Origin of the sequence: Bacillus sp. FSL K6-0069 (assembly GCF_038007785.1) — a bacterium.
In the GTDB taxonomy this organism is placed as follows: Bacteria; Bacillota; Bacilli; order Bacillales; family Bacillaceae_G; genus Bacillus_A; species Bacillus_A mobilis.
This window is the reverse complement of the sequence record NZ_JBBOXN010000001.1, coordinates 1318879-1337609: the sequence shown is the minus strand read 5'-3', so window position 1 is coordinate 1337609 and position 18731 is coordinate 1318879. Positions and strand designations below refer to the sequence as shown.

The window sequence follows — 18731 nt, the reverse complement described above, 5'->3', positions numbered from 1 at the left end:
AACAAACGCTATTATCATTTTTTATTTTCTGGCTTATTCGCAGGCTTTACTTCTTCTTTTACAGGTACTTGTAGTTTCGCTAGTACTGCATTTTGCTTTTCTAGCAATTCCAAAATTTGATCAACTTTCGTTTCTAATGTGCGAATATCTTGTTTTACTTTCGTAACATCACGCTTTAATGTAGGAGCTTGTCCTAATGAATCCACTTTCTCTTCTAGAACTTCCTCAATGTTATCAACTTTATTTTCTAAGTTGATAACAAGCGTAGCTACTCTAGCGATATCCTCTTTCGTAGGCACATTCACCTGTTCTAAATAACTTTTTGTTGTATCATTTAACGCTTTTTGATAAAACAAATTCAAGTCTAGAACGCTGCCCATCCAAGCAGAATATTCTTCTGTTTTAATTGTTTCATTGAGCGCTTTTCCCCAAAATGTTTCGGTTTGTTCATAAGCATTTTTCCATGCTTGCAATGGATCGAATTTTTGATCAATCACTTCGCCTACACTCCCTTTTTTGTTTTTGAAACAATTCAACCTATTCACTATTTTCTAATATTCTGAATAAAACTTCAAGTCTATATTTTATTTTTCTTTATTTTCCAATAAATGTGTTGACATTAAAAACAGATAGGTGTAAATTGCACTTATAAGCAAAAAATTCCATCTAACTGATTCATGAGGTGATGCACAATCATGCTACATAATGAACCAGAACACCCAGAAAGTTTGGAAAAAAACCAAGCGAAACAACCAAACTCCATGCCAAAAAACTTCTTAGTTCCTTTCTTACTTCTCTGTCTAAAAGACTGGAGTCTTCATGGTTACAAACTCATTCAAATGCTAATGGACATCGGCTTTTCTTCTGTTGACCAAGGTAATGTGTATAGAACATTGCGCAAGTTAGAAAAAGAAAACCTTATTTCTTCTACTTGGGATACAAGCGAAGGCGGGCCAGCGAAACGAATTTATTCTTTAACAGAATATGGAGAGCAATATTTAACAACATGTGCGACTTCTTTTGAACATTATCAAAATATGTTGCGGACGTTTTTTACGTTATACACCAATGCATTCTTTCCATTTTCTACTTCTCCAGAAAAGGATGAAAAGGATTCTTCATCTTCACCTGGTGGTACAGCAGAGTAATCTGCGTTCACAATATGCAAAAAAACATTTGGAGGTCAAACAATGGAAACTAAGCCATACGAATTAGTCGATGCATTTTGGAAAAACTGGTCTCAATCTCTTTCCCTCTTCTCTTCAGCTGGGAAACAATTAGAGCAACTTACTTTAGAAACTTTAAAACAACAACAAGACGCTTTGCATAAATTAACATCAGGAGTAGATGAACTAGAAAAAGAACTACAACAATTCACTGCTCAGTTCAATAACCAATATACAGATTACGTGAAGCAATTAACTGGAAACTCCTTAAATGATCAAATTAACGAGTGGCAAGGGAAATGGAATGAACTTTCTACTCAAATGCACCAACTTACTGTTTCTCCTACGAAAACATCGTTGTCTATTATTACTCAAACTAGCGGTCAATTTGAAGAAACAACAAAACAATTTATTGAACAACAACAAGTACAACGTGAAGAGGTTCAAAAACAGTTAGAAGTTTTTTTGGGAGAGTTCAAGTCCAAACAACTAGAACTCGCAAAGCAGTTCGAGGAAAACTCAAAAAATTTATTTACTTCCATCAAGTAAGAAAAATGTGGGAGCTAACTGCAGCACAAACAAAACTCTTTCTTCCTCCTACTACATCAAGATGGCTGGCATTTTTCGATATGGAAAAGAAGGAGGCCCAAATGAATCCATTTCAAGAAGCACAAACTGTTCCGGAGCTTCGTTATGATGAGATTCAAGTCGGTGATCAAGCATCCCTTACAAAAACGATTACGGATGAGGACGTTATCAATTTTGCAAAATTAACTGGAGATGTGAATCCTATTCATATTTTAGATTCTTTTGCAAAAACGACAATGTTTAAAGAACGTATTGCTCATGGCATGCTCGTTTCCAGTTTCATTTCGACGATTCTTGGAACGAAACTCCCTGGCAAAAACACGATTTATTTATCTCAAAACGTTTCATTCCGTGCTCCTGTCAAAATTGGCGATACACTTCGCGTTGTGGCAGAAGTCATCAAAAAACGTGACGATAAAAAAATCATTACGTTGCAAACAAACATATATAATCAATCAGATGATATTGTCGTGGAAGGTACAGCGACAATACTGAAAAAAGAGTAGCAAATTTGCTACTCTTTTTTCTATCCAATAACTTCTAATCACACCGATTACTTCCGCGTATGAGTACGTCGTTTCCACATAAAATAACGTTACCAGTTCAGATAAGTACTTAGCTGAACTGGACTACTCATAAGGATGTGTATCAACATGGTAAAAACAAACAAATTACTAGTTCCAGGTGCAGAACAAGCGCTTGAACAATTTAAATATGAAATTGCACAAGAATTTGGTGTTAGCTTAGGTTCTAATACAGCATCTCGTTCTAACGGTTCAGTTGGCGGTGAAGTAACGAAACGACTTGTTGCTTTAGCTCAACAACAATTACGTGGATAATACTATAACATATGGCTTAGAGGCAGATATTCTCTGCCTCTTTCTATTGTTAACATACATAATCGTGTTTTTTCACATACTAGTAAGAGTAAACTGAAAGGAACGATACGTGACATGAAACGGATTAACATTCGCATGAGTCCTCCCCGTGTTCTTACTTTGTCTTTTATTATGTTATCCATTATCGGTACATGCTTATTAAAGCTACCAATTGCTACAACAACGTCTATTTCATGGCTCGATGCTTTATTTACAACAGTTTCTGCTTGTACGGTTACAGGGCTTGGTGTTGTGGATACAGGGAAAGTATTTACCTTATTTGGCCAATGTGTCATTTTAACACTTATACAAGTGGGCGGACTTGGCATTATGAGCTTTGCCGTTTTAATTGCGATTATGCTCGGCAGAAAAATTGGTCTTCAAAATCGAATTTTATTGCAACAAGCGTTAAATCAAACGAACATTGGTGGCGTCATTCGTCTTGCCAAAGCATTATTTTTATTCTCTTTTACAGTCGAATGTATCGCTACTTTGATTCTTTCTTTTGAATGGGTACCAAAATACGGTATTGCTAAAGGGATCTATTATAGCTTTTTTCATTCAATCTCTGCTTTTAACAATGCTGGTTTTTCTGTGTGGAGCGATAATTTAATGTCCCATTCTCATAGCATTCTTGTCAATCTCGTTATTTCTTCCCTCATTATTTTAGGGGGGATTGGTTTTACAGTAATTATAGATATAAAAAGAAAGAAAAATTTTAAAAACCTTACATTACACTCAAAACTTATGCTCTCTTCTACTCTAATCGTCAATATTATTGCGACTATTTTTATTTTCATATTCGAGTTCCACAATTCTCTTTCTATGAGAGGATTTACCCCATTTGAAGAAGGAATGGCCGCTTATTTCCAGGCGGTTTCAACGCGTACCGCCGGGTTTAATACAGTTGATATTTCTGCATTATCAAAGCCTTCCCTACTATTAATGATGCTCCTTATGTTTATTGGCGCTGGTAGTGCTTCAACCGGTGGTGGAATTAAGTTAACAACCTTTTTAATCATGTTTTTTGGGGTATTTAAATTTTTACAAGAACAAGATGATATTGTCGTGTTTAAAAAATCTATTAAAGATACTCTCATTGTCAAATCATTGACCATCACTATTATTTCTATTTCATTTATCTTTTTTGCTATTTTAATTTTAAGTATTACTGAGCGAGTTCCTCTATTGATGAGTGCTTTCGAAGTATTTTCAGCATTTGGGACTGTCGGTCTTAGTATGAATTTCACACCACACTTAACTATGATCGGAAAAGCTATTATCATCTTTATGATGTTTTTCGGGAAGATGGGACCTTTAACATTGGCTTTTTCATTTGCACGTAAAAAGAACCGAAAAATAAAATATCCGAATGAAGATATTTTAACAGGTTGACAACCGTATAAATTATCCATATAATGAGAGTACAATAGCATATCTCCAAAGGGGAGTAGCGTCCAAGAATATTTCTTGGAAACAAAGTCGTCATTACGTAGAACTTAGTTCTTCCGGCTTTGTTGGCATTTTCATTACATATGTCTAGCAAGACCTTTGCCTATTAACGGCAGAGGTCTTTTTTGTATTCATTACCAAATTCTTCCAAAGTTAATAGGCAGGAGTATGGGGAAACTAAATAGTGGGGAAATTCTTCACTTATTTAGTACTTATAGAAATGAGAGGAGAATGTACATGGATGTATCATTATTATTGGAGTATGGTTGGGTATTACTCATCCTAATTGCACTAGAGGGGATTTTAGCAGCTGATAACGCTCTTGTTCTTGCAATTATGGTAAAACATTTACCAGAAGAAAAACGAAAGAAAGCACTATTTTACGGATTAGCGGGGGCATTTGTTTTCCGTTTCGGATCATTATTTATGATTTCGTTCCTAGTTGACGTATGGCAAGTGCAAGCAATCGGTGCCATTTACCTTATGTTTATCGCTGGTAATCACTTATTTAAAACGTATGTTAAAAAGAATACGGATGAAGAATCAGAAGAAAAAGAAGCAAAGAAAAAACAAGAGAACTTTTGGTGGACTGTATTTAAAGTTGAGGTTGCTGATATCGCCTTCGCAGTTGATTCAATTTTAGCTGCTGTTGCATTAGCAATGACTTTACCAAAAACAGGATTAGGTACAATTGGTAGTCTTGATACTGGGCAATTCGTTGTTATCTTTGTAGGTGGACTTATCGGATTAATCATTATGCGATTTGCAGCAACTGCTTTCGTACAAATCTTAAAACGTAAGCCAGGACTTGAAACTGCTGCATTCTTAATTGTAGGTTGGGTTGGTGTGAAACTAGCAGTCTATACATTAGCACACCCTGCATTAAATGTAATTCCGCATTCATTCCCAGAATCTACGCCATGGAAGCTTACATTCTGGATTGTATTAGTTGGAATCGCAGTTGGCGGTTGGTTCTTCTCAAAAGAGGTAGAAGTAAAAGTAGAAAAGAATTTAGACGAAAAAGCGCTGTAATTACAGCGCTTTTTCTTTTTCCCTTCTCCCCTTCCATGTCCAGAAAAATTTCTATTATACTACCTTTTGTAAACGTTTTCTTAACGTATGTATGTCCTTTTTGTGAAACATTGCACAAACTTATTGAAACTGCGACCGAATCCATGTACTTTATTCATATAAGGAGTATTTATAGATGATGTACTAAAGGAGCGTATTACTCATGCTAGAACAAGGATTAGATTATGTTGTCAAACTGGCTAAGAGCAAAAAACAAATGCTAGATACAAACCCGATGCAATATTTCATTCGTGCTGCACTTGCTGGTATTTATATCGGTTTTATTATTGTACTATGTTTTAAATTAGGTAACTTTTTTCACATTGCTGATTCACCAGCAACTTATTTAGCTGCTTCTATGTTTTTCGGAATTGCCCTCGTACTAATTATATATGGCGGCGCTGAATTATTTACTGGAAACACAATGTACTTCACAGTAGCAACTTTAAGAAAAGAAACAACGATTTCTGATACACTTCGTAACTGGGTCGCTTGTTATGCAGGGAATTTAGCTGGAGCTTTATTCTTTGCCTTACTATTTTATGCAACTGGAATTTTCGAAGCAATTGATCACGGTCATTTCATGAATAAAGTAGTAGAAGGAAAAATGAATACACCTACAATGCAATTATTCTTTAAAGCAATTTTATGTAACTGGCTTGTATGTCTTGCGTGTTTCTTACCTTCTCAGGTGAAAGGTGATACAGCAAAAATTATGATGATGATGCTACTCGTTTTCACATTCTTCTTATCTGGTTACGAGCATAGCATTGCAAACTTATCACTGTTTGCTTTATCTTTAGTTTCACCGCATCCGGAGACAATTTCTTTTGCAGGTGCTATCCATAACTTAATTCCAGTTACAATCGGTAACATTATTGGCGGGTCTGTATTTGTCGGTATGGTTTATCATTACTTAACAAAGAAAGCACCTGACGTAAAACAAGAAGAAACTGAATTAGTAGCAGCTCAACAAGAAGAGATCATTCCGTTGCAAGCTCATATGAAACATTAAAAACTCCAAAGTTTTACTTTGGAGTTTTTAGCTCCCCACATATTTAACAACAAGGTGAGGATTAATTTCCCCTTCTTCCTTTCCCTTATTAATCCTCTGTTTCATCTTGTCCATACCGATGACATCATTCGTATGAAGGTGCATTTCATTTACATATAAACCCTCTTTACAAAATGCCTCTACAAAATCTAATCCATTTCTTTCTCCCCAACCCATGTTAAAATCAAGGGAAAGAATATTCACCTCATAATCCCGAACCATTTGCAAAGCACATTCTACTGTAGTGGCGGGTACATACCCGTACGGACAACTTCTTTGATCATCCATATATACATTCATGTTCTATCCCCTCTCTATTTTGTATACGTGACTAACATGTAACATATTGCCCCAAGGCTAATAAAAGGACCAAACGGAATTTGGCTCCTCATTTTCATACGTTTTAATACTATACCAACTCCAAAGAAACAAAGACTAAAACAAGATGCTAAAAATAAAATCATAAAAATCCCTTTCAGTCCCACTATAAACCCAAGTAGCGAAAGTAATTTTATATCCCCTCCACCAAGTCCTTCTGGATATATCTTTTGCATGCAATATAACAAAATGAATATAACGCCACTACCAACTATACTATCTGTCCAAGTTACTAACGGTACAAAAAGACATTCTAAAATGAGTAAACAGGCAAACCAAGCTAAAATACGATTTGGGATTAACATATATATGTAATCTGTAACTGAAATAATAAGAAGTAATGAAAATAGCGATAAAATGATGATAAGCTCTCGTTCCATCCCAATCATATATACAGTAAGAAGAAATATCATTCCGGTTACAAGTTCAAATACTACGTACAAAATTGAAATCTTCCTCTTACAATTCGTACAACGTCCCCTCTGTATACAAAATGAAATGATTGGGATCAATTCTTTTGGCTTTAGCACATACTTACAATAATGACAATGTGAACGCGGGGTAATGATAGACTCACCTAGTGGAACTCTCATCGCAATTACCATAAAAAAAGAACCAAACACCATCCCCACTAACAATGCATATAAATAAGTGAACATCCCTTCCTCTCCTTTCCAGAAGAACATAGCAAAAAAAGGAGAGAAATTCTACTTCATATTATCTCTATTCTATTAAAAAAGCAGGCCATTTTCTGGCCTGCTTTCCCCTCTTTTATACGATGAAATATACTGCTTTTAATGGTCCATGTACGCCGACAACAAGATTCATTTCAATATCTGCCGAGTTACTAGGCCCTGTAATAAAGTTAATACAAGATGCCACCGTCTCACCATTTTCTACACGTGTGTTCATATCCTGAACTGCTTGTGTAATACGAGGCACAAGTGTTTCACGTGGAATAATAGCAAAGTAAACAGTCGGTAAAAAGTGTAAAGAACGACCTTGACCTTTATGACTTTGTACAACAATCGTACCAGATTCAGCTAAAGTATAATCACTAAATGCGATTCCAATATTCGCTCTTTCTGCGATACGCATATTCTCTTCTTTTTTCTCAGGATCCCATACATTCACTTCAACATTTTGCTTTGGAAGCTCTTCTTTAAATAAAGAAGTCAATCCATAAGAATCAAAACGTTCATCTGCCGATAACATAATAGGTCCCCCGCCGTTTTCCACGATTACTTTTTGAATATCTTCACGTAAACGGTCGTTTGTCGTTTCCACTACAGTTGTATGAATGTTTGTACATTGATTTTTAAATACTTCTAACAATTCTTCTTGTGAATAATCTTTTAGCGTTTCTACATTCACATTACTTTTCCACGCTGGACGCTTTACACCTTCCGTTTTCCGCTCACGTCCAAGTTCTTTTGCAATATTATCTAGAAAGGACTCACGGTTTTGAATTAATCCTGTCATTATTTGTCCCCGCCTTTCTTATGATCTTTATACCAATCACGGAATCGTTCTTTACTTGGAGCCGGGAATTCACGAATATCTGTCCAGTTTTTAAGTGGCCCAACACCTTTTGATACACGGTTACCAGATGTAAATGGACTCATTGCTGCTGGTGCCATTTTTGATCCCATTTTATATAAAGCTGCTGACGAAGCACCCATACTAAACATTTTCATTGCTAATTTTTCTGCAAGTGGAGCACGTCCTTCTTGCTCAACAATTACTTGACGATGTTTTAATAATAAATCATGCAATGGTATTTTTACTGGACAAGCTTCTGTACATGCTCCGCATAAACTAGATGCATAAGGAAGCTCTTTGTAATCGTCATATCCGCCTAAAAGTGGAGTTAATACTGCACCGATTGGTCCTGAATATATAGAGCCATATGAATGTCCACCAACGTGACGATATACAGGACATACGTTAACACAAGCAGCACAACGAATACATTGCAATACTGATCGGAATTCCGATCCAAGAATTTGAGATCGGCCATTATCAACAACAACTAAGTGGAATTCTTCAGGTCCATCTACTTCCTCTTCTTGAATTGGTCCCGCTACAGTTACATAACTTGTTAATTTTTGCCCTACTGCACTACGACATAGTAAACCAACTAAAACATCTAATTCTTCCATTGTCGGAACCATACGTTCCATACCCATTACTGCAATTTGAGTTTTCGGAATCGACATAACAAGATCGGCATTACCTTCGTTCGTTACTAAACAAAGAGATCCCGTATTTGCAACAGCGAAGTTACAACCTGTCACACCAATTTCTGCATCCATAAATTTCTCACGAAGTTGTTTACGAACAAACTTTGTCATTTCGTATGGATCATCAGAATTTTCATAGCCAAGTTTTTCTTTAAATACATCACGAATTTGAGCTCTATTTTTATGAAGTGCAGGCGCAATAATATGTGAAGGTGGATCGTTATCTACTTGCAAGATATACTCTCCTAAGTCACTTTCTAACACTTCACAGCCAATCTCTTCAAGGGCATGATTCATACTAATTTCTTCAGTTACCATTGATTTTGATTTTACAACTTTCTTCGCTTGTTTCTTTTTTGCAACGTCTTGAATATACTTTGCTGCTTCCTCTTTCGTTTTCGCAAAGTACACATGTCCGCCTCTTTTTGATACATTTTCACTTAACTGCATTAAGTAATAATCAAGATTTTCTAACGTATGTTGGCGAATTTGTTCACCTAGTTCACGCCACTCTTCCCAATTTCCTAATTCGTCCGCTGCTTTTAAGCGATTCGTATATAAGCGCGTTTGTGCAGAAGATACTGCTCCGCGCATAAACGAATCTTGAATTCCATCGCCAACGCGATCATTAAATTTTTTCTCACTGATTTTCATAGACATAGCTTATGTTCCCCCTTCATGAGCGACTATTCAGTACCTCAGCAATATGCATTACTTTTATTTCTTTTCCTAAACGCTCAATACGTCCGCCAATGTTTAACAAACACCCACAATCTGCACCGATTAAATAATCAGCACCTGTTTCCATTGCACTATCTACCTTTTCATCTACCATTTGCTCAGAAATTGGAGTCATCTTCACTGAAAACGTTCCCCCAAACCCACAACAATTTTGCTCGTTTGGCAGTTCTCTCACAGTTAATCCTTTGACGTTTGATAATAAAATTCCTGGCGCCTCTTTTACTCCAAGCAGGCGTGTCATATGACAAGATTTATGAATAGTAGCGATCCCTGGTAAGCTTGCACCAACATCTGTAACTTTTAAAACATCTACAATAAATTGTGTCAATTCATATGTTTTATCAGCAACCTTTTGTGCACGTTTAGCCCACTTCGGATCATCTTTAAAAACATGCGGATACTCATGAAACATTGTCGCACAAGAACCAGATGGTGTAACGATATATTCTGCATCTTCGAAAGTTTCAATCATATGTTTCATCGCTTCTTTTGCTGCTTCTACATGGCCACTATTATAAGCAGGCTGCCCACAACAAACTTGTGCTTCTGGAAATTCAATTTCACAACCTAAACGCTCCAACACTTCAACTGTTGCTTTGCCGACGTTTGTTTCAAACATATCGACTAAACAAGTAACAAATAAAGTAACTTTCATAATTATTACTCCCCCTTTTTACAACTCCACCAACAAACATATGGTCATCAGATGACTAAGAAAAGAAGAAATAGGCTCAACCATGGCCTATCCTCTCCCTCTTCTAAAGAAAACGCTTACTTAATCTCTCTCTATTTTATCAAAAAATTTGATTTTTAAAAGATTAAATTACGAATTTATATCGTTTTTACCTGTGACAATATGTTCTACATTTGTTAAATGATCTAGCATTGCTTGCTGCGCTAATTCTATATCTTGCTTTAACACTGCATCATATATAACTTGATGCTCTTCTATAAGTCGTTCTGATGTTGTTTGTTCACCATATAAAATAATGCGTCTTGATTCACCAATTGTTTCAGCAATCATCTCTGAAACGTGATTCATGAGTTCAAGCAAAATGTTGTTATGCGAAGACTCCGCAATTCCCATATGGAACTGAAAATCTGCTTTTTCGCCAGCTTTTTCATCTCCAATGTTCTTTGCCATTTCATCTAACCAATGCTTCATATTTTGCAAATTAGCTTCCGTACGCTTTGCCGCAGCTGCTCGAACTGCCCCCACTTCAAGCACCTTTCGTACTTCTAATAAGTTCAAAATATCTTCTTTCTTCATTAATAGTTTATTGTTTAATGATTTTGTTAATGAAGAAGAATCGAAATTCTTCACATATGTACCTTCTCCTTGTTTCATCTCAATTAAGCCCATTGCTCTTAGCGCACTTAACGCTTCACGAACAGCAGATCTACCAACTTGAAACTGCTCAGCTAATTGATGTACAGGAAGTAGTTTGTCACCAGGTTTTAACGTACCATTTTTAATCATTGTTAAAATAGCTTCAGATACTTCTTCGTAAATTTTTTTCGGTTTAATAGATTTGTACTCCAGTTAAATCACCTCAGTATCTTCCAAACAACAATTGAAACGATTTATAAGAACTTTGCATCATAACTATTTTAGAACGAATTGGTAAGAAGTACAAATGTTTTGTTCATAAAATCGTCAAATTTTTAATATTTATTTGATATTAATTTATATGTATTCATGAAGAAAAGCATGTCCTTCACGTTAGAACATGCTTTCTTCAAGTTGTATTTTCAATTTAATACTAACCATCGTTCCATTCCCTTTTTCACTTTCAATTCGCCACTGTCCATCATGTATATGAACAATTTGTCTGACAATAGCAAGGCCTAAACCTGTTCCACCATGTTGACGACTTCTCGCTTTATCAACGCGGTAAAAACGTTCGCCAAGATTTTCTAAATGCTCTGTTTCAATACCGATTCCTGTATCTTTTATGTTCAATTCACAGTAATCATCTATCTGCATGAGCGTTATCATAATATCCCCGTTTGGATTTGTATACCGTATCGCATTATCTAACACGTTATGAAGAACTTGTTGCATACGATCCTCATCAATCATTACAATGATTTCTGGATTTAAATTTGTTGAAATACGAATTTTCTTTTCTATAAACTTAATCTCATACGTATCTAACACATCTTCAATGAGTTGTGAAAAAACGATAGGTTGTTTCTTTAACGGAAAATGTTCACCTTCTAATTGTGCTAAATCTAATAAATCATGAACGAGGCGCTGCATTCGATCTGCTTCTTTATGAATGAGCTGTGTTACTTTTTCCTGCTGTGGTCCCTTCGCTACACCATCTAAAATAGCCTCGCTATATCCTTTTATATAACTAAGCGGTGTTCTTAGTTCATGCGAAACGTTAGCTAAAAATTCCTTACGCTTTACGTCTTCTGTCTCTAAAGAATTTGCCATTTTATTAAATGCTTTTCCTAATCGTCCAATTTCATCTTCGGAAGAAATTGTAATTCGTTCTGAGAAATCTCCCGTAGCTAAATGATTTGCCACTCGTTCCATTTGCGAAAGCGGTCTCGTAATAGCGATAATAATTTTTCTACCAATCCATATTGTTAGTAAAGTCATAGCAAGTGCTAATGGCGCTAAAATAAGGCCCATATCATATATTAAGTCTTTTATACTCTTTAAAGGAATATAAGAATATACAATGCCAACTAACTTTTTATTTTCTAAAACAGGGATGACAACCCCCATAATATTACGGTCAAAATGTTCCTCATACCCTATCTTTGTCACCGTTTTTCCATCTAATAATGTTTGCCTGTCCCCTTCACTTATAAGAGAATGATGATGCACATCAAAAGGTAAACATGCGCTTAAATCACGTGGGTTTGATACGAAAAGAACGTCTGAACTAGATATTTGATCAAATGCTCGTACTTTCTCTTCAAAAGTTCCTATTCCTTCACGCTTATCATATTGGGCAGCAAGACCCTTCCCTTCCATTACTAATGAATCTTTTAAATTATCAACGTATAGTTTTTCATACGAGTATAAAGATACAAAATAAAGAAAGGAAACTGTTACAAATACTGCACATACTACTGTCAGCCAAAGCTTCTGTACCATCGTAAACATACGTTACACCTCAAATTTATAGCCTACACCCCAAACAGTTTGAATGTAGTTTCCACTTTCTCCAAGCTTCAAACGCATCGTTTTCACGTGCGTATCTACTGTTCTTGTACTTCCGGCATAATCATATCCCCATACCTTTTCCAGCAATTGTTCCCGGCTAAATACTTGTCCTGTATGTTGGCAAAGAAAATAGAGTAAATCAAACTCTTTTACTGTAAGAGAAATCGGCTCACCACCTGCCTCAATCTTCCTACTTTTTTCATTAATAAGGATTGGTCCAAACTGAATCTCCTCTTGTTGCTCTTGCTTTGTATAACGTCTTAGCACAGCTTCCATACGAGCAATTAGTTCTCCAGGACTAAATGGCTTTACAATATAATCATCTGCTCCCATACGTAAGCCGTTCACCCTATTCCACTCTTCACCTTTTGCTGTTAAAAATATAATTGGTACATCTGATGTTTTTCTAATTTCTTTACAAACTGAAAGTCCATCCATCTCTGGCATCATAATATCTAATACAACGAAATCATAATGATCCGTCTCTAATTTTTTTAGCGCCTCTTTTCCATTTTCAGCTTCTCCCCACTCGTATCCGAAATTATCTAAATACATTCCAACGAGCTGCCTCATATCACTTTCATCATCTACAACTAGCACCCTATATTTACTCATTGTTCTTCCCTTCCCTCTCTATGAGTTGAAACGGCCCTTTTCCGACTTTAATTGTTTGTTTTATTTTCAAATTCTTCATATCTATGACACACACTTCATCACTATCATAGCTTGCTACGTATCCTTCTGCTCCGCTCTTCAAAAATGCAAATGGGTTCGACCCTATTTCTACAGAGGCTACCTCTTTATACGTGCTAACATCAAACTGTCTAAGCGTATTCGAACCGTGACTTAATGCATATACATACTTATTATCCTTCGTTATATTCACAGGCATAAACGGAGCATGTAAAGAACGTACCATTTCTCCGCTCTGCAATGAATATACTAATACTTTTTCATTGACTTGATTTCCATCACCATGTCCCCCAATCCATATTTCTTTCCCATCTGGGCTAATTGTCGCTCCTGTTGATGCTGGGGGAATCATAAAGGATTGTATCACTTCTTTTTTCTTTGTATCAATTGTCGTTAGCTTCGTATCATAAAAGTTTAATACAGATAACTGGTTATGGTACTCTACCATCGTTATCGGTCCTTTTCCTGTTGATACACTCCCTGTCTCTTTCCCTTTTATCGTAAAGAACCTTACCTTTTGGGCAGTTTGATCGGCAGCAAATAATTGCTTTTTATCTTCGGATACAATCACATTTACAATGCCTTTTCCAGTTTTATACTTGTCCACTTGCCGTCCCTCTGCTAGTGAATATACATACATGTACTCTAACTGCTTGCCATATACAAGTATATCCTCGCCGTTTGGAAGTAGTGCAACTCCTGCCATTGGTTCATTAAGTTCCCATGTCGTAATTAACTTTTTAGTTTGTTTATCAACAAAACTGATACTACCTTCTTTTATATTCGTTGTTATCATAACACTTTTATCTTTAGCAATCGGTGTATATGTACTTCCTTGACACCCTACTAATAGAAATAAAAAACAGAGAAGAAAAACATACTTTCTCAAAAGATTCCCTCCATCTTCGGATGATTTCGTTATAATTGTAAAATAACAAATAAATGTGTGGAAAGTGTGAAATTTTCCTTTCTTACTTCATTTACATATATAATGTACAACAAATAGAATTTGAGGTGTGCAAATTATGCTTTTTCCTGATTTAGCGAATAAAATTGTACGAGAAGTACGCAGACTAATTAAAGAAAATATTATTATCATTAATATAGAAGGCGTTATTATCGCAAGTACAGATGTAGAAAGAATCGGTCAGTTTCATGAAGGCGCACTCCGATGTGCAAAACAAAAGAAAACTGTCATTATTACAAAAGAAGATGAACGACGTTTGCAAGGTGTAAAGGCGGGTATGAACCTCCCCTTACTATTCCATGACGAAGTAATTGGTGTCATTGGAATTACAGGCGAACCTGAAAACATTTCACAATACGGAGAAATATTACGTAAAATGACCGAACTACTCATTCATGAAAACTACTTTTTAGAACAACTAGAACTTGAACACCGTTCTTATGAAGCGTTTGTCTTTGATTGGCTTCAAAATACAGACTGGTCTCCAGGCTTTCTCGATCGCGCAAAAACACTTGGTATTGATTTATATAAGAAGAAACAACTTATTTTGTTCTCTATCGATCAAAATGACACGATGCTTCAGCGTAAAATTTGGCAACACGTACGCAATCTATTAACAAAGGAGCATCTATTTGTTCGCTGGGGAAATGATCGATTCATTTTATTTACAGCCACGAGCTCCAAAGAACAAACGTATCAATTTTTAACACGATTAAAACAAGACTGTGAAAATTCGTTTTCTATTCCTTTATATATCGGGATTGGACAGTCCGTTACGCCAAGCAATATGAACTTATCGTACGAACAAGCATTGCAAGCTCTTTCCGTATCACTTGAAACGAAACAAATTGTATTTAATGAAGATTTACGTTTAGAAATGTGCTTACAAGATATTTCTGCAGAAACGCGGGAACAGTTTCTAAGGCGCACGATTGAAAACTTACTATCATCTCCTGAGCTTATGCACACTTTACGCTTATTTATCGATTATAACCAATCCTATAAACAAACAGCTGAACAATTACATATACACATTAACACATTGCATTACAGACTTAAAAAGGTCGAGGAGCATACAGGACTTGATCCGAAACAATTCAAAGACTTACATATTCTATACTTCTCGCTCCTCTTATTAGATAATCATACAAAAAAGAACGATAAAATAGAGTGATCTTTAGATGATTATACATAGAAAGAATCCCCCAACTTTTTTATCATTATAATGAAAGCACTGTGACAACGTTTTTTATAATGACTAAATACGTTAACAGTTTGAGGGGGATTTCCAATGTTAGAAAAGCAAATTATTCATTCATTCGTATCCATTGTTGGCGAAGATAATGTAGATACATCCAATATGGGGCGTTTAACGTATAGTTATGATGCCACTCCAAACTTCCAAGCAATGCCTGATGCTGTCATTGCTCCTCGTAATACAAATGAAGTAGCAGAAGTGTTAAAAGTATGTAACACTCACAACATTCCTGTATATGTTCGTGGCTCTGGAACAAACCTTTGCGCAGGAACATGTCCACTTGCAGGCGGTATCGTCCTTATCTTCCGTCATATGAATAACATTTTAGAAATTGATGAAGAGAATTTAACAATCACAGTACAAGCTGGTGTGATTACGCTTGATATTATTAAAGCGGTAGAAGAAAAAGGTTTATTTTATCCACCAGATCCAAGCTCGATGAAAATTTCTACAATTGGCGGTAACATTAATGAAAACTCAGGTGGCTTACGCGGATTAAAATATGGCGTAACACGTGATTATGTGATGGGTCTTGAACTTGTCTTACCGAATGGCGATATTATTCGTACTGGCGGTAAATTAGCAAAAGATGTAGCTGGTTACGATTTAACTCGATTATTTATCGGTTCTGAAGGAACACTTGGTGTCGTAACAGAAGCGATATTAAAACTTGTTCCGATGCCTGAAACGAAGAAGACGATGCTTGCGCTCTATGAAGATATTAATGAAGCTGCACGTGCTGTTTCTTCTATTATTGCAAATAAAATCATTCCAGCAACACTCGAGTTTTTAGACCAACCAACAATTGAAGTAGTTGAAGAGTTTGCTCAAATCGGTTTACCAACTGACGTAAAAGCAATTTTATTAATTGAGCAAGATGGTCCGCCTGAAGTTGTCAATCGAGATATTGAAAAAATGGCTAACGTTTGTCGCTCTATGAATGCAGTTGATGTTCGCGTTGCAAAAGATGAAGCAGAAGCAGATGCGCTTCGGACAGCTCGCCGTAGTGCACTATCAGCACTGGCAAGATTAAAGCCTACTACAATACTGGAAGATGCAACGGTACCACGTTCACAAATCGCTCCAATGGTTGAAGCGATTAATGCCATTGCAAAAAAATATAATATTCCTATTTGTACATTTGGGCATGCTGGTGATGGTAACTTACATCCAACTTGTATGACAGATGCTCGTAATGAAGAAGAAATGCACCGGGCTGAACAAGCATTTGCTGAAATATTTGCAAAAGCAATTGAACTTGGCGGCACGATTACTGGTGAACATGGTGTTGGTGCGATGAAAGCTCCGTATTTAGAAATGAAATTAGGTAAAGAAGGTATTGCTGCTATGCAAGGGATTAAACAAGCCTTCGATCCAAATAACATTATGAATCCAGGAAAGATGTTCGCGAAGGACACTCGTAAAAGAGTGGTGGTTGAGCGATGACAACATTAAATAAAGAAAACATTCAAAAGGAATTTAAAGAACGATTAAGTGAAGATGAACTACTAAACTGTATGCGATGCGGTTTCTGCTTACCAACTTGTCCTACTTATATTCAATCTGGATATAAAGAATCACATTCACCACGTGGACGTATCGCATTAATGAAAGCGGTCGTTGACGGTTTAATTGAGCCAGATGAAGATGTTGAAAACACATTAAATGTTTGTCTTGGCTGCCGCGCTTGTGAACCTGTTTGTCCATCAGGTGTGAACTATGGACATTTATTAGAAGAAACTCGTGATATTATAAATCAAAATAAAAAGTTCTCCGTGCCAGTGAAAGCTGTTCGTAAAGTCGTTTTTGAAGGACTATTCCCGCATCAAAATCGAATGAGAACATTAACAGGATTAATCGGATTTTACCAACGTTCCGGTTTACAAACGCTAACACATAAAACAGGAATTATGAAGTTATTCCCTGAAACACTTGCAACGATGGATCTCGTTTTACCAAAAGTCCCAAAAATGAAAGAAATGAAAGATCGTCCTGCATTTTTACCTGCTGAAAGTACAAAGAAGAAACAAGTTGCATTCTTCACAGGTTGTTTAATGGATACGATGTTTTTAGAAACAAATAATGCAACGATGAAACTACTTCAGTTAGCTGGTTGTGATATCGTTATTCCGAAAACACAAAGTTGCTGTGGGGCATTACATGGACATGCTGGTGAGAAAAGTGGAGCAAAAGAATTAGCGAAACGCAATATAAAAGCCTTCGAAGATTTAAACATCGACTATATCATTACGAATGCTGGTGGTTGCGGAGCTTATCTCGTAGACTACGATTATCTTTTAAAAGACGATCCACAGTGGGCTGAACGTGCGAAGCAGTTTGTTTCTAAAATTAAAGATATTACTGCTATTCTAGTAGAACTGGATTTCCATAAACGGAATGACTTACGACTCACACCGCAAATTATTACGTATCAAGACTCTTGTCATTTACGCAATGTTATGCGAACATCTTCAGAACCTCGCATGTTACTAGAAGCAATTCAAGGCGCAACTTACCGTGAAATGAAAGATGCGGATCGCTGCTGTGGTTCTGCTGGTATTTACAATATTGTTCATTCAGAGTTATCAATGGAATTTCTAGATTACAAAATGGACCGTGTACATGAAACAGAAGCAGCAACCATTGTTACTGCAAACCCAGGTTGTTTATTACAAATGAAATTAGGCATTGAGCGAGAAGGCCTTTCTCATAAAATGAGAGGAATTCACATTGTAGATTTATTATTAGAAGCAATTGAAACCAACTCGTAATAACTCGTAACATACGTAATAATAAGAAAACGGCTATCTCCTTCGTCTACGTAAAGAGATAGCCGCTTTTTTGTCTGCTACAACATTAAAAATATGTTACTTTATTATAAAAAAGAACAACAGAAACATTACAGTTTTGTAAAAAACAATCCAGTATATTCCTCAAAAAACCTCTCAAACCATTGATACAATAGGATTCTTCATTTTCTATTTAGGTAAATCTATCCAAAAATTCCCTCCTATAACATAGTATAAAAATGCTGAAAATTCCTTTTATACTCTATGTT

20 protein-coding genes and 1 riboswitch are annotated in these 18731 nt (G+C 36.1%); of the genes, 10 read left to right on the top strand and 10 right to left on the bottom strand.

Going from position 1 to position 18731, the window contains the following annotated elements:
- Positions 1 to 14 precede the first annotated feature (14 nt).
- Positions 15 to 497: a polyhydroxyalkanoic acid synthase subunit PhaR gene (phaR, locus tag MHB74_RS06885; protein ID WP_000566960.1), complete on the bottom strand. Its 483-nt coding sequence runs from the start codon at positions 495 to 497 to the stop codon at positions 15 to 17.
- Positions 498 to 695: 198 nt separating this feature from the next.
- On the opposite strand from phaR, the gene phaQ reads away from it, so the two are divergent.
- The 7 genes from phaQ (at position 696) to MHB74_RS06850 (ending at position 6170) form a co-directional block, all read left to right on the top strand.
- Positions 696 to 1148, top strand: a complete 453-nt coding sequence (gene phaQ / locus MHB74_RS06880) for a poly-beta-hydroxybutyrate-responsive repressor (RefSeq protein ID WP_000903018.1) — start codon at positions 696 to 698, stop codon at positions 1146 to 1148.
- A gap of 42 nt (positions 1149 to 1190) precedes the next feature.
- Positions 1191 to 1715 (top strand): polyhydroxyalkanoic acid inclusion protein PhaP, encoded by a 525-nt coding sequence (phaP, locus tag MHB74_RS06875; RefSeq protein ID WP_061678855.1) that lies wholly within the window; start codon positions 1191 to 1193, stop codon positions 1713 to 1715.
- Between the two features lie 101 nt (positions 1716 to 1816).
- Positions 1817 to 2260, top strand: a complete 444-nt coding sequence (locus tag MHB74_RS06870; RefSeq protein ID WP_001067916.1) for a MaoC family dehydratase — start codon at positions 1817 to 1819, stop codon at positions 2258 to 2260.
- A 147-nt stretch (positions 2261 to 2407) separates the two neighbouring features.
- Complete coding sequence (locus tag MHB74_RS06865) at positions 2408 to 2593, top strand: alpha/beta-type small acid-soluble spore protein (protein ID WP_000241212.1); 186 nt, start codon at positions 2408 to 2410, stop codon at positions 2591 to 2593.
- A 114-nt stretch (positions 2594 to 2707) separates the two neighbouring features.
- Positions 2708 to 4027 (top strand): TrkH family potassium uptake protein, encoded by a 1320-nt coding sequence (locus MHB74_RS06860; RefSeq protein WP_061678854.1) that lies wholly within the window; start codon positions 2708 to 2710, stop codon positions 4025 to 4027.
- Between the two features lie 38 nt (positions 4028 to 4065).
- Positions 4066 to 4231: riboswitch (yybP-ykoY riboswitch) on the top strand.
- A 90-nt stretch (positions 4232 to 4321) separates the two neighbouring features.
- Positions 4322 to 5116: a TerC family protein gene (locus MHB74_RS06855; protein ID WP_061678853.1), complete on the top strand. Its 795-nt coding sequence runs from the start codon at positions 4322 to 4324 to the stop codon at positions 5114 to 5116.
- 202 nt (positions 5117 to 5318) lie between these two features.
- Positions 5319 to 6170: a formate/nitrite transporter family protein gene (locus MHB74_RS06850; protein ID WP_061678852.1), complete on the top strand. Its 852-nt coding sequence runs from the start codon at positions 5319 to 5321 to the stop codon at positions 6168 to 6170.
- Between the two features lie 27 nt (positions 6171 to 6197).
- On the opposite strand, the gene MHB74_RS06845 is transcribed toward MHB74_RS06850, so the two are convergent.
- The 9 genes from MHB74_RS06845 to MHB74_RS06805 all read right to left on the bottom strand — a co-directional run bounded on the left by MHB74_RS06845 (position 6198) and on the right by MHB74_RS06805 (position 14337).
- Positions 6198 to 6509 (bottom strand): cyclic-phosphate processing receiver domain-containing protein, encoded by a 312-nt coding sequence (locus MHB74_RS06845; RefSeq protein ID WP_061678851.1) that lies wholly within the window; start codon positions 6507 to 6509, stop codon positions 6198 to 6200.
- 14 nt (positions 6510 to 6523) lie between these two features.
- Positions 6524 to 7246 (bottom strand): prepilin peptidase, encoded by a 723-nt coding sequence (locus MHB74_RS06840; protein WP_061678850.1) that lies wholly within the window; start codon positions 7244 to 7246, stop codon positions 6524 to 6526.
- Between the two features lie 112 nt (positions 7247 to 7358).
- Positions 7359 to 8069, bottom strand: a complete 711-nt coding sequence (locus MHB74_RS06835; protein WP_000147206.1) for a LutC/YkgG family protein — start codon at positions 8067 to 8069, stop codon at positions 7359 to 7361.
- Positions 8069 to 9490, bottom strand: coding sequence for a LutB/LldF family L-lactate oxidation iron-sulfur protein (locus MHB74_RS06830; RefSeq protein ID WP_000061923.1), 1422 nt, complete (start codon positions 9488 to 9490; stop codon positions 8069 to 8071). Before MHB74_RS06830 ends, MHB74_RS06835 begins: the two co-directional genes overlap by 1 nt.
- A 16-nt stretch (positions 9491 to 9506) precedes the next feature.
- Positions 9507 to 10226 carry a (Fe-S)-binding protein gene (locus MHB74_RS06825; RefSeq protein ID WP_061678849.1) on the bottom strand — a complete coding sequence of 240 codons (720 nt, stop codon included), beginning with the start codon at positions 10224 to 10226 and terminating at the stop codon, positions 9507 to 9509.
- A 168-nt stretch (positions 10227 to 10394) separates the two neighbouring features.
- On the bottom strand, positions 10395 to 11084 hold the full coding sequence (locus MHB74_RS06820; RefSeq protein ID WP_257144608.1) for a FadR/GntR family transcriptional regulator: 690 nt from the start codon (positions 11082 to 11084) through the stop codon (positions 10395 to 10397).
- 210 nt (positions 11085 to 11294) lie between these two features.
- The gene (locus MHB74_RS06815) at positions 11295 to 12695 is read right to left on the bottom strand and encodes a sensor histidine kinase (RefSeq protein ID WP_061678847.1); all 1401 of its coding nucleotides are present in this window, start codon (positions 12693 to 12695) and stop codon (positions 11295 to 11297) included.
- A gap of 3 nt (positions 12696 to 12698) precedes the next feature.
- Positions 12699 to 13370 carry a response regulator transcription factor gene (locus MHB74_RS06810; protein WP_061678846.1) on the bottom strand — a complete coding sequence of 224 codons (672 nt, stop codon included), beginning with the start codon at positions 13368 to 13370 and terminating at the stop codon, positions 12699 to 12701.
- Positions 13363 to 14337 (bottom strand): YncE family protein, encoded by a 975-nt coding sequence (locus MHB74_RS06805; protein ID WP_061678845.1) that lies wholly within the window; start codon positions 14335 to 14337, stop codon positions 13363 to 13365. The genes MHB74_RS06810 and MHB74_RS06805 overlap by 8 nt, the downstream gene beginning before the upstream one ends.
- Positions 14338 to 14473: 136 nt before the next feature.
- Between MHB74_RS06805 and MHB74_RS06800 the strand changes: the two genes are divergently transcribed.
- From MHB74_RS06800 to MHB74_RS06790, 3 genes are all read left to right on the top strand, one after another.
- Positions 14474 to 15589 carry a CdaR family transcriptional regulator gene (locus MHB74_RS06800; protein WP_061678844.1) on the top strand — a complete coding sequence of 372 codons (1116 nt, stop codon included), beginning with the start codon at positions 14474 to 14476 and terminating at the stop codon, positions 15587 to 15589.
- Positions 15590 to 15706: 117 nt separating this feature from the next.
- A complete protein-coding gene (gene glcD, locus MHB74_RS06795) occupies positions 15707 to 17119 on the top strand; it encodes a glycolate oxidase subunit GlcD (protein WP_061678843.1) in 1413 nt (470 codons plus the stop codon).
- Positions 17116 to 18444 (top strand): (Fe-S)-binding protein, encoded by a 1329-nt coding sequence (locus MHB74_RS06790; protein ID WP_061678841.1) that lies wholly within the window; start codon positions 17116 to 17118, stop codon positions 18442 to 18444. Before glcD ends, MHB74_RS06790 begins: the two co-directional genes overlap by 4 nt.
- Positions 18445 to 18731 lie beyond the last annotated feature (287 nt).

What these genes read in the sequence shown, in the direction of transcription:
- MHB74_RS06865 (WP_000241212.1), top strand. Translation starts at nt 2,408, where the DNA reads ATGGTAAAAACAAACAAATTACTAGTTCCAGGTGCAGAACAAGCGCTT.
- phaQ (WP_000903018.1), top strand. Translation starts at nt 696, where the DNA reads ATGCTACATAATGAACCAGAACACCCAGAAAGTTTGGAAAAAAACCAA.
- MHB74_RS06790 (WP_061678841.1), top strand. Translation starts at nt 17,116, where the DNA reads ATGACAACATTAAATAAAGAAAACATTCAAAAGGAATTTAAAGAACGA.
- MHB74_RS06810 (WP_061678846.1), bottom strand. Translation starts at nt 13,370, where the DNA reads ATGAGTAAATATAGGGTGCTAGTTGTAGATGATGAAAGTGATATGAGG.
- MHB74_RS06830 (WP_000061923.1), bottom strand. Translation starts at nt 9,490, where the DNA reads ATGTCTATGAAAATCAGTGAGAAAAAATTTAATGATCGCGTTGGCGAT.
- MHB74_RS06825 (WP_061678849.1), bottom strand. Translation starts at nt 10,226, where the DNA reads ATGAAAGTTACTTTATTTGTTACTTGTTTAGTCGATATGTTTGAAACA.
- glcD (WP_061678843.1), top strand. Translation starts at nt 15,707, where the DNA reads ATGTTAGAAAAGCAAATTATTCATTCATTCGTATCCATTGTTGGCGAA.
- MHB74_RS06800 (WP_061678844.1), top strand. Translation starts at nt 14,474, where the DNA reads ATGCTTTTTCCTGATTTAGCGAATAAAATTGTACGAGAAGTACGCAGA.
- MHB74_RS06840 (WP_061678850.1), bottom strand. Translation starts at nt 7,246, where the DNA reads ATGTTCACTTATTTATATGCATTGTTAGTGGGGATGGTGTTTGGTTCT.
- phaP (WP_061678855.1), top strand. Translation starts at nt 1,191, where the DNA reads ATGGAAACTAAGCCATACGAATTAGTCGATGCATTTTGGAAAAACTGG.
- MHB74_RS06845 (WP_061678851.1), bottom strand. Translation starts at nt 6,509, where the DNA reads ATGAATGTATATATGGATGATCAAAGAAGTTGTCCGTACGGGTATGTA.
- MHB74_RS06815 (WP_061678847.1), bottom strand. Translation starts at nt 12,695, where the DNA reads ATGTTTACGATGGTACAGAAGCTTTGGCTGACAGTAGTATGTGCAGTA.
- MHB74_RS06855 (WP_061678853.1), top strand. Translation starts at nt 4,322, where the DNA reads ATGGATGTATCATTATTATTGGAGTATGGTTGGGTATTACTCATCCTA.
- MHB74_RS06850 (WP_061678852.1), top strand. Translation starts at nt 5,319, where the DNA reads ATGCTAGAACAAGGATTAGATTATGTTGTCAAACTGGCTAAGAGCAAA.
- MHB74_RS06835 (WP_000147206.1), bottom strand. Translation starts at nt 8,069, where the DNA reads ATGACAGGATTAATTCAAAACCGTGAGTCCTTTCTAGATAATATTGCA.
- MHB74_RS06860 (WP_061678854.1), top strand. Translation starts at nt 2,708, where the DNA reads ATGAAACGGATTAACATTCGCATGAGTCCTCCCCGTGTTCTTACTTTG.
- MHB74_RS06870 (WP_001067916.1), top strand. Translation starts at nt 1,817, where the DNA reads ATGAATCCATTTCAAGAAGCACAAACTGTTCCGGAGCTTCGTTATGAT.